Here is an 11,221-nt window from a genome sequence, read left to right on the forward strand (position 1 = left end):
AGTCACTCTTGGCCTTCCGCCGCGCCAGGACTGGCTTCTGCTCCGGTCCTCTCCGGCAGCTCCCTCTCACCGGGCTCATAACGACGCCCGGTGTAGACGGGGTGACGGAAGCTCTGTGGAGTCATGATCTTGTCCAACTGCTCAGACGTCAGCAGTCCCATGTCGATGACGACGTCACGCACGGAACGGCCACTGCGCGCCGCCTCCCGACCAACGAGGTCACCGTTGTGGTGACCGATGACGTCGTTGAGGTAGGTGACGATCCCGATGGAGTTCATGACGCTGTCGCGGCAGCGCTCCTCATTGGCGGTGATACCGTCGACACAACGAGTACGCAGCGTGTCGCAGGCTCGCGTGAGCAGATGGATCGACTCGAACAACGACTGGGCCAGTGCCGGCTCCATGACGTTGAGTTCGAGCTGGCCAGCCTCGGCGGCGAACGTCACCGTGACGTCGTTGCCGAAGACCTTGAAGCAGACCTGGTTGACGACCTCGGGGATCACCGGATTCACCTTCGCCGGCATGATCGAGGATCCAGCCTGCATCTCGGGAAGATTGATCTCGTTGAGCCCTGCCCGCGGCCCGGACGACAGCAGACGAAGGTCGTTGCAGATCTTCGACAGTTTGGCGGCAGCTCGCTTGATGGCGGAGTGCACGGTGATGTAGGCACCGTTGTCCGACGAGGACTCGATGAGGTCATCGGCCGGTTCGATCTCGTAGCCAGTCACCTCGGCGAGCTTGCGGCATGCCGTGGCCGCGTAACCTTCCGGGGTGTTGATGCCGGTGCCGATGGCAGTACCACCAAGGTTGACCTTGAGCAGCAGCTCACCGGCGACGGCGATGCGCTCGACCTCATGACGCAGAGTCGTCGCATAGGCGATGAACTCATCTCCCAGGCTCATCGGTACGGCGTCCTGGAGCTGGGTACGGCCCATCTTGAGCACGTGGGAGAACTCCTTGCCCTTGGCCTCGAAGGCTGCAGCAAGGTTCTCAATGGCCTGGGAAAGCTCCTTGAGCAGCGCAAAGACTGCCAGCCGGAAACCAGTCGGGTAGGAGTCATTCGTCGACTGTGATTTATTGACATGATCATTGGGATGAATCAGGTCATAACGTCCCTTCTTATACCCCAACAGCTCCAGCGCGAGATTGGCCACAACCTCATTGGTGTTCATGTTGACGGAGGTGCCAGCACCGCCCTGGAAGAAGTCGAGAGGGAACTGGTCCATGCAGCGCCCCTCCTCGAGAATCGCATCACAGGAGGCAACAATTGCGTCGGCAACATCTTCGGAGAGAACGCGCAATTCGCGGTTTGCCAAGGCAGCAGCCTTTTTTACCTGAACCATTCCCCGGATGAATTCGGGCTCATTGTTCATGCATCCTGAAGAAATTTGGAAATTCTCCAGAGCACGCAGAGTATGCACTCCGTAGTACTTCTCTGCCGGGACTTCCCTTTCCCCTAGTAGATCGACTTCGACCCGATTAGCTCCAGTCTTCAACTTCTCGTCCTCTCATCGGTGAAACACAGGATTCAGGTTTATTGAAACCAGAGCCAAGCCTAAGTAATTCCTGACGAGGATCAAAGACGGAGCGAGAACTGTGGGAGTAGCCGACAAGGAAACATGAGGCCCGTGGTGTGGATTGTCCAAGACGACTTTGATATGTTGTATGGATCCCGGAGATTCGCCTCCGATCAGCAGTACGCCCCTGCCGGGGGGCAGCCAAGAAACACGAGCTGCACGCAACACGAAATGTGTGACGTACAACCCGTGTACTCGTTGTCGTACAGCTGAGAGACGAAGCTCCTACCCCTGATCACGTCCGGCAATGGCGTCGGCCATGGCCAGGGCTCGCTCGGCTTCGTCAACGTGCAGCTGCTCGATCATCCGGCCGCGATATGTGGCCACTCCCCCATTGCCCTCCTGCCACGCTGCGATGAGGGCACGTGCGTCCTCGACCTCGGCCGGGCTGGGGGCGAACCCGTCGTTGGCAGGTGCCACCTGGGAAGGGTGGATGAGGGTCTTGCCGTCGAATCCCATGAGGACGGCCTCGTTCACCTGGGCAGCGAATCCCTCCGCGCCTCGCACGTCGTTGTAGACGCCGTCCAGAATGATGACGTCGGCGGCACGGGCAGCCAGGACGCACAGCTGCAGGGCAGTCGTCAGGGGGGCACGCCCAGGCACGTGTCGCGAGTGCAGCTCCTTGACGAGGTCATTGGTACCCATGACGAGCACGGCCAGCCGTTCGGAGGCCTGGGCGATCTCACGGGCGTCCAGAACGGCCTGCGGGGTCTCGATCATGGCCCAGATGGCGAGCTGCGGGTCAGCGCCGGCAGCGTCCAGGTCTGCTGCGATGCGGCGTACCTGATCGGCGGAACTCACCTTGGGTACGGCGATGCCGTCCGGCCGGGCGGCAACGGCGGCGGCAAGGTCATCGGCGTACCACGGGGTGTCCATGCCGTTGACGCGCACGACGACTTCACGATAGCCGTAACTGCGACTCTCGACGGCTGCCACGGCATTGCTGCGGGCAGTCACCTTCGCATCGGGGGCAACGGCGTCCTCCAGATCGATGATGATGCCGTCACATGGCAGTGACTTGGCCTTCTCCAACGCGCGCTGGTTGGCACCGGGCATGAAGAGGACGGAACGACGGGGACGCAACACAGGATCCATGGTTCTCATTGTGCCGCATCCCCGGCCCGGAGCTGGAGTGCACATCACGTGTGCCGGGAGCATGACGAGTAGTCGACCGCATGACACGGTGCGCTCTGCGATGACGAGTCATCGGAGCAGGCAAGGGCTGGAGAGCCCGTCCTCCTGGGACTCGGGAGAGCCCATCGCCCCCCAGACCACGTTCTGCCGTGGTGGGTTCTTCCTGCAAAAGCCGCCGGAAGTGGCGGCGCCCGGTCAATCGCTCAGCGGCGTCGCAGCAGGTAGGTGTCGAAGAGCCAACCGTGCTCCTCCTTGGCCTGAGCGCGCACCCGCAGGATCTCATCCTTGACGTCCGCCAACGGCCCACTGATGAGGATCTCGTCGGGGCTGCCGATGTAGGCCGCCCAGTAGATGTCGAGACCAGTGGGGTCGATGAGGCTGAAGGTCTGCTTGCCATCCAGCATGACGACGACGTCGTCCACACCCTCGGGCATGCCCTCCTCAAGCAGACGAGCCGGACTGATCTGCACGGCCCTGCCCTGCCGATTGAGGGCGATCTGGTGACGGGTGGCCAACGACAGGGAGCTGGAGATGCCTGGGATGACGTTGAGCTCGATCGGCACACCGCCGCGGGAGTCCACCTCGGCGATGAGCCGGTTGACGATGGCCAGGGTCGACTCGAACAGGCTGGGATCTCCCCACACGAGGAATCCGCCCCGTTGCCCGTCCTCCAGAGCTCCTTCGACGGCTTGGGTCCACTGCCCAAGGCGCTGGGCACGCCACGTGGCGACAGCCTTGGGATAGTCCGGGGTGGACTGCCAGGGACGAGGTGGGTCCTGCAGTTCGACAAGGCGCAGCGGGTGCGGCGCCGAGGGATCCTCGGCGTCCGGGCGGTGCCGCCTGAGCACCTCTCGTCGAAACTCGACGAGGTCGTCGACCTCACGCTCCTTGAGGACGACGAAGAGCACGTCCAATGACTGGATGGCCTTGACGGCAGCCAGGGTGATCCAGTCCGGATTGCCGGGACCAATGCCGATGAGATCGAGATGACGGGCCACGAGAAACTCCTTGGTGTCGGAAGAACGATGAGCTGTCAGAGGGCAGACGCTGGAGCGGTCACGGCGAGGAGATGGGACGCAGACTGGCAAGGTCCGGGTTCAGGACGACCGGGAAACCACCTCGTCGCACAGGGTCTCCAACGCCGTACGGGCATCGCCTGCGGGAAGGATGGCAAGATGGCCACGGGCGAGATCGGCACGCCGCTGCACCACAGCTCGAGCCTCGTCGATGACGTGACTGGCACGCAACCCTGCCAGGGCACGGTCGAGGTTGTGCTGGTCCATGAGGTCGGCCGTCAACAGATCCTTGAGCTCGTCGTCCGCCGGGTCGGTGGAGGCCTGCAGCATGAGTGTGGGCAGGGTGGCAACCCCCTCACGCAGATCGGTGCCCGGTGTCTTGCCGGTCCGTGTCGACGTGATGTCGATGATGTCGTCGGAGAGCTGGAACACCGAACCGATCTGTTCGCCGAACTCACGCAGTGACTCGACGATCTCGGCCGAGGCGTCGGAGACCATGGCCCCGAAGACGGCAGCGGCCGAGATGAGCGAGGCGGTCTTGTCGGACACCACCTGCAGATAGTGTTCCAATGGGTCCTCGTCGGGCTGGGGGCCGCGGGTCTCGGCAATCTGTCCCTGGACGAGCCGGGAGAAGGTCCGTGCCTGCAGGGCGACGTACTCGGTGCCAAGTTTGGCGACCGTCTCGGAGGCCCGAGCGAAGAGGAAGTCTCCGACCATGATGGCCACCGAGTTGCCCCAGCGGGAGTTGGCCGACTCCGCACCCCGGCGTATCGAGGCCTCGTCCATGACGTCGTCGTGGTAGAGGGAGGCCACATGGGTGAGTTCCATGACGACGGCGGCACGTACCAGATCGACGTCGGCCACGGTCTTGCCGAACTGGGAACACAGCGTCACCAGCAACGGGCGAAAACGTTTGCCCCCAGCGGAGATGATGTGGTTGGCGGCCTCGGTGACGAACGGGGTGTCAGCGCCTGCCTGCCGAGACAGCTCCTCCTCGACCAGTGCGAGCTTCGCGGTGACGTTGTCGGTGAACTCGTTACTCACGTTCTGCGACACGGTACTCCTCGTCGCCGGGAGACCCAGCGGGTGTAGTCGGGGTGACGTCGGTGGACGCCGGTTCTTCTAGCCTAATCCCTCAGCGGGCCCCGCGTACACTCAACGGTTGCCGGGAATGCCCGTTGCAAGGCACAAGACAGGGGCCAGAGCCCGAAGGCTCCGGCCCCTGTATTCATATCGAGCCCTGTATCCGTATCGACCTCTGATCCGTATCGGCCCTGTGCTCGCGTGGGACGTCAGCGGAGGAAGACGCTCGCGTGGTTGACCATCTCGATGATCGGCTGGGGGTACAGACCCAGGATCAGGGTGCCCAGGGCGCAGACGACCAGGACGATCCAGCCGCCGACGCTCGGGTCACCGACCTCGACGTCCTGCGCCTGCTCGCCCGGCGTCTTGAAGAAGACGACGTAGATGACGTGCAGGTAGAAGTAGGCGGCCACCAGCGAGAAGATCACACCGAGCAGCACCAGCCAGGCGTACCCGCCGCGCCAACCGGCAAGGAACACGAACAGTTTGCCCGTGAACCCGGCAGTGGCCGGGATACCCGCGAAGCTCAGCATGAAGAGCACGATGAGGGCACCCAGCATCGGGTGACGGCGTCCCAGACCTGCCCAGGAGTCGATCTCGGTGGACTCGCCACCAGCCTTGCGCACCATGAGGATGACCATGAAGAATCCGATGGTCGCCAGACCATAGCCGGCCAGGTAGATGAGCACCGAGGAGACCGAACCAGTCTGGTCGGGGCGCTGCCCGGTCTGCAGGGTGTAGGCCCCGACGACGCCGACCATGATGAACCCGGCGTGGGCGATCGAGGAGTAGGCGAGCATGCGCTTCATGTCGGTCTGGGAGAGACCGACAATGGCGCCAACCGCCATGGAGGCCACCGCAACCACGGCGAGCAGGAGCTGCCAGTCCCACCGCATGGCACCCAGGGCGACGTACATGACGCGCATGAGCCCGAGGACGGCCACCATCTTCGTGGCGATCGACATGAAGGCCGTCACCGGGGACGGGGCACCGGTGTAGACGTCCGGGGTCCAGTTGTGGAACGGAACGGCACCCACCTTGAACAGCAGTCCGACGGCCAACAGGATCATGCCGGCCGCAAAGATCTTGGATCCACTGATCTGGGTCATGCTCGCCTGGGCGATGATGCCCAACTGGAACGAACCAGCCGCCCCATAGACCAAGGCGATGCCGTACAGGAAGATCGCCGAGCTCAGGGCCCCGAGCAGGAAGTACTTCACCGAGGCCTCCTGGGACACCAGGCGGCGTCGCCGGGACAGGCCGGTGAGCAGGTAGAGCGGCAGGGAGAAGATCTCCAGGGCGACGAACATGAGGATGAGGTCATTGCTCGCAGCGAAGAGCATCATGCCGAACAGGCAGAACAGCAGCAGCGGGAAGACCTCGGTGTGCTCACGACGAGCCTCCTCGGACTCACGTTCCAGGGCGGAACCGGGCACCGATGAGGCATTGGCGACGAATGAGGTCTGAGCCCCACCCATACGCTCGGCGAAGAGCAGCACCGTTCCCAGCCCGAACACCATGAGCATCGACCACGTGGCACAGGTTGGACCGTCAAGGGCGAGCGCACTCTCGCCAGCCAGCAGGTGGTCTCCCCTGCTCCACGGCACGATCACCGCGACGAGCGCGGCGATGAGCACCAGTATGGTGAGGGCAATCTGCACAGTGCGACGGGCCCGACGCGGTACCAGCGCCTCCAGCAACACCGACAGGGCAGCACCACCGAAGAGTACGAAGATCGCGACCAGGTTCGACCACTCGATCTGCGGTGCCGGAAGCACCAGTGGGGACGCCGTCACAGCGCCGGTCATGGTAGGGGAAATCACTTCACACCCTCCTCAGCAGCCGGAGCCGGATCAGTCACGCCGACGATCGACATGGTCTGGTGGGCCACGGGTTCAATTACGTGCAGCATGGGTCGTGGGAAGAAACCGAAGACCAGCAGCAGGATCACCAATGGTGTCAGCGCAGCCTTCTCCAAACCAGTGAGGTCCGTGGTGACGTGCTCCTTGGTGGCCTGGGTGAGCGGGCCGGTCATCGTCCTCTTGTAGGTGAGGAGGATGTAGACCGCACCGAGCACCATGCCCAGGGTGGCCACCGCGACGTACACCGGATGCCTGGACCATGCCCCGGCCAACACCATGAACTCGCCGATGAAGTTCGAGATACCGGGCAGGGACATCGTCGCCAAACCTGCGAAAAGGAACATTCCGGCGAGCACGGGGGCCGTCTTCTGCACGCCACCGAAGGCGTCGACCTGGGCCGATCCACGACGCTTCACCAGGAATCCGAGCACCAGGAACAGCGCTGCGGTGGAGAAGCCGTGGTTGAACATGTAGAAGATCGATCCGGTGAGCGAGGTCGTCGTCACGGCGAAGATGCCGATGATCATGAACCCGAAGTGGCTCACCGAGGTGTACGACACCAACCTCATGAGGTCCTTGGAGGTGACGGCCATCGTCGCACCCCAGAGCACCGAGATGACGGCGAGCACGAGGACGAACGGGGTGGCCCACTGCGAGGCCTGCGGGAACAGGCCCAGGCAGATGCGGATCATTCCGAGGGTGCCGATCTTGTCCAGCAGACCCACCAGCAGGGTGGAGGCACCGGGCGTCGCCTGCTCGGCGGCATCGGGCAGCCAGGTGTGCACCGGGACCATCGGGGCCTTGATCGCGAAGGCGATGAAGAAGGCCACGAAGAGAAACTTGCCGATCGACCCGTCGAAGTTCACCTTCACCAGTTCGCCGAGGAGGAAGCTGTTGCCGTGCACCCCGACGCCGATGACGCCGAAGAGCATGACGAGACCGCCAGCCAGGGAGTAGATGAGGAACTTGATGGCTGCCCTGCGGCGTCGCGCACCGCCCCATCCGGAGATGAGGAAGTACATCGGCACCAGCGAGGCCTCGAAGATGAGGTAGAAGAACAGGACGTCGACCGCGGTGAAGCAGTAGATCGCCAATCCCTCGGTCATGAGGGCGAGCCCGGAGAAGACGTTGGCTCCCCAGGTCTGGGTGCCGTCGCTGGGCTTCTTCTCACCAATGTTCCACTCGGCCAGCAGGACCACGGGGACCAGGATCACCGTCATGAGCACCAGGGTCATGCCCAGCCCGTCGGAGCTGAGCGCGTACCAGGCACCGATGGCCTTGATCCAGTGGTAGTTCTCGGAGACGTCGGTGCCGTTGGCAGCTGCGATGAACGCGATGACGCCCAGCACGGCGGTGACGATTGAGATCACCAAGCCGGTGGCACGTCCGCTGCGGCCCTTGACACCAAGGACGATGGCACCGCCGATGAGGGGCAGCAGGGCCAGGATCGTCAGGATCGGGAAACTCATCTCATCTCCTCCCTCAGGCCATCCGACCGAGGATCACGACGAGGCACACGATGATGACGCCGTACGCCATCGTCAGGCCATAGGTACGCACGGCACCGTTCTGCAGTTTGCGCAGCCCCTGGGAACAGGCAGCCACGACGGCGCTGCCGCCCATGACCAGCCCATCGATGATGCCCTTGTCAAAGAGCCCGACACCGCGACCGATGCCACGAGCCGGCTGAATGACGACGGCATTGTTGATGGCATCACCGTAGAGGTAGTGACGGCTGGCCAGCGCGAACGGATTGCTGGTTGCCGGCTCCTCGCCGGGAACCCTGGCTCGGTTGAGGAACCATCCGAGCAGGATGCCCACGGCCACGACGACGAGGTTGATGATGCCGATGAGGCTCCAGTGGAACACACCGCCCTCGGGCACCTCAGCACCCGTGGCAGGGGCGAGCCAGCCAGCGATCCACCCGTTCATGGCGAATCCAGCGACCACCGAGAGGATGGCCAGGACGATGAGCGGGATCGTCATCGTGCTGGGCGACTCGTGCGGGTGAACGTCACTCCTCCAGCGCTTCTCGCCTCCGAAGGTGAGCACCATGAGTCGGGTCATGTAGAACGCGGTGATCCCGGCACCGACGAGGGCGAGCAGGCCGAATGCCCAACCACGTTCCCACGCGGCCTCGATGATCGGGTCCTTGGAGAAGAATCCGGCGAAGCCCGGGAAGCCGATGATGGCGAGGTAACCACAGGCGAACGTCCAGAAGGTGATCGGCATGGCCTTGCGCAGGGCACCGAAGTGGTACATGTCCGTGTCCTCACCCATGCCATGCATCACCGACCCGGAGCCGAGGAACATGTTGGCCTTGAAGGCCCCGTGGGTGAGCAGGTGGAAGATGGCCAGCGCGGCACCGGCCGGTCCCAGACCCGCGGCAAGCATCATGTAGCCGATCTGCGACATGGTCGAACCGGCGAGGACACGCTTGATGTCCTTGTGCGCCGAACCGATCCAGGCGCCGAACAGCAGGGTGACAGTGCCGACGATCGCCACGGCCAGGGAGGCTGCCTCGGTCTGTGCGTAGACGGCGTGTGACCGCACCACGAGGTAGACGCCGGCAGTGACCATCGTCGCCGCGTGGATGAGCGCCGACACCGGGGTCGGGCCCTCCATGGCATCCATGAGCCAGGCCTGCAACGGCACCTGGGCAGACTTTCCACAGGCAGCCAGCAGCAGGAGGAAGCCCAGCAGGGTGGCGTACCCACTTGACAGGCTCGAAGCCTTGGCACTCACCTCGGCGAAGTTCAGCGTCCCCAGCTGGGCCAGGAAGGTGAACATCGCCATGACCATGCCGAGGTCACCGATGCGGTTCATGATGAAGGCCTTGTTGCCGGCAGCCGCTGCGCTCGGCTTCTGGAACCAGAAGCCGATGAGCAGGTAGGAGCACAGCCCCACGCCCTCCCATCCGAAGAAGACGAGAAGGTAGTTGTCGGCCAGCACCAACGTCAGCATCGAGGCGATGAAGAGGTTGAGGTAGGCGAAGAACCGACGGCGGTCGGGATCCTGCGCCATGTAACCGATCGAGTAGATGTGAATGAGGGATCCCACGAACGTGACCAGCAGGACGAAGAGGATCGACAGCTGATCGACGAGCAGGCCCACCTTGAGGTCCCAGGCGCCCGTGTCGATGAGCGAGTAGACCGGGACGGACACGGCACGCCGGCCCTCGTCACGCCCCAGCAGCTGGATGAAGAGCACCAGCCCGACGACGAACGAGAAGATGAGGGCCAGGGTCGCGAGGACGTGCCCCCAGGCGTCGGAGCGCCTGCCCAGCACGAGCAGGAGCCCGGCGATGACCAGCGGCACGGCGATCATCAGCCAGGCAAGGCTGAACAGACCATCGGCCGGCACCGGAGCAACGGTTTCCAACAAGTACACGCCGACACTCCTCAGTACTTCAGTAGGTTGACGTCGTCGACCGAGGTCGAGCGACGAGATCGGTAGATGGTGACGATGATGGCCAGGCCGACCGTCACCTCGGCAGCAGCCACGATCATGACGAAGAACGCCCCGATCTGGCCGTCAAGGGCACCGTGGACGTGCGAGAACGTCACGAGCACCAAGTTCGCAGCATTGAGCATGAGCTCCACGGACATCAGCGACAGGATCGCGTTGCGACGCAGCAGGAAGCCCAGCACCCCGAAGGCGAAGAGGATCGCCGAGAGGATCAGGTAGTAGTTCGGGTTCATTCCAGCTCTCCTTCGACCTCACGACGAGAGGCACTGATCGTGGCGAATGCGCTGGCCGTGGGAGCCTTGAGCTCACCGGCGTCAATGATGCCGCCACGGCTGGCCAGGGCCTCGGAGACCGAGGCCTGGGCCACCGTGCCATCGGGCAGCAGGGCGGGGGCACCGATCTCATTGCTTCGGGCGTACACGCCCGGGGCCGGGTGGGAAGCCAGCTGGGCGCCGTCGTTGAGGTAGGCATCCATACGATCGGACATGCGCTCCGGCTGCCCCTTCTTGCGGTGCAGACGCTCGCCGTGGGCCAGCACCATCGTGCCGAGCGCAGCGGTGATGAGCAGCGCCGAGGTCGCCTCGAAGGGGATGACGTACTGGGTGAAGATGAGCACGGCCAGCGAGTGGACGTTGTCGCCGTGGGCCGCATTGGCCTTCTCCAGACCGACTGCGGCGTCGGTACCGATGTTGCCCACCGTCACGGCATGTCCCACGGCAACGACGAGCATGGCACCGATGCCGATGGCGGCGATGGTCGACGCCACGCGGTGGGAACGCAGGGTGTCGGCCAACGATTCCGAGGTGTCGACGCCGACGAGCATCACGACGAAGAGGAACAGCATGAGGATCGCACCGGTGTAGACGATGATCTGCACCACGAAGAGGAAGGGTGCCTGCATGCTGGCATACTGCACGGCGAGGCTGATCATGATGACGGCCAGGAACAGTGCCGAGTGCACCGGCTTCCTGGCCACGACCATACCGAGCGCGGCCAGCACCATGATGGGTGCGAGCGTCCAGAAGGCCCAGTGCGACGCCGTCACCATGGGCACGGCCACGGTGCACGGCGTGAGGGCCAT

General features: G+C 63.7%; 9 protein-coding genes. All 9 read right to left on the reverse strand.

Features of this window, described 5'->3' with window-relative positions:
• Positions 1-2 precede the first annotated feature (2 nt).
• The gene (gene aspA / locus CKV91_RS00455; RefSeq protein ID WP_065860425.1) at positions 3-1,496 is read right to left on the reverse strand and encodes an aspartate ammonia-lyase; all 1,494 of its coding nucleotides are present in this window, start codon (positions 1,494-1,496) and stop codon (positions 3-5) included.
• A gap of 306 nt (positions 1,497-1,802) precedes the next feature.
• A complete protein-coding gene (locus tag CKV91_RS00460) occupies positions 1,803-2,672 on the reverse strand; it encodes an HpcH/HpaI aldolase/citrate lyase family protein (protein ID WP_231933764.1) in 870 nt (289 codons plus the stop codon).
• Between the two features lie 242 nt (positions 2,673-2,914).
• On the reverse strand, positions 2,915-3,709 hold the full coding sequence (cobF, locus tag CKV91_RS00465) for a precorrin-6A synthase (deacetylating) (RefSeq protein WP_021104201.1): 795 nt from the start codon (positions 3,707-3,709) through the stop codon (positions 2,915-2,917).
• 99 nt (positions 3,710-3,808) lie between these two features.
• Entirely contained in the window at positions 3,809-4,783 is a 975-nt protein-coding gene (locus CKV91_RS00470) for a polyprenyl synthetase family protein (RefSeq protein ID WP_065860424.1), read from the reverse strand.
• 236 nt (positions 4,784-5,019) lie between these two features.
• Entirely contained in the window at positions 5,020-6,630 is a 1,611-nt protein-coding gene (gene nuoN, locus CKV91_RS00475; RefSeq protein ID WP_065860570.1) for an NADH-quinone oxidoreductase subunit NuoN, read from the reverse strand.
• A complete protein-coding gene (locus CKV91_RS00480; RefSeq protein ID WP_065860423.1) occupies positions 6,630-8,141 on the reverse strand; it encodes an NADH-quinone oxidoreductase subunit M in 1,512 nt (503 codons plus the stop codon). The genes nuoN and CKV91_RS00480 overlap by 1 nt, the downstream gene beginning before the upstream one ends.
• A gap of 13 nt (positions 8,142-8,154) precedes the next feature.
• Positions 8,155-9,999, reverse strand: coding sequence for an NADH-quinone oxidoreductase subunit L (nuoL, locus tag CKV91_RS00485; protein WP_065860569.1), 1,845 nt, complete (start codon positions 9,997-9,999; stop codon positions 8,155-8,157).
• Between the two features lie 74 nt (positions 10,000-10,073).
• Positions 10,074-10,373: an NADH-quinone oxidoreductase subunit NuoK gene (nuoK, locus tag CKV91_RS00490; RefSeq protein ID WP_021104196.1), complete on the reverse strand. Its 300-nt coding sequence runs from the start codon at positions 10,371-10,373 to the stop codon at positions 10,074-10,076.
• A complete protein-coding gene (locus CKV91_RS00495) occupies positions 10,370-11,221 on the reverse strand; it encodes an NADH-quinone oxidoreductase subunit J (protein WP_036956918.1) in 852 nt (283 codons plus the stop codon). Before CKV91_RS00495 ends, nuoK begins: the two co-directional genes overlap by 4 nt.

The organism is Cutibacterium granulosum (assembly GCF_900186975.1).
Lineage (GTDB): Bacteria > Actinomycetota > Actinomycetes > Propionibacteriales > Propionibacteriaceae > Cutibacterium > Cutibacterium granulosum.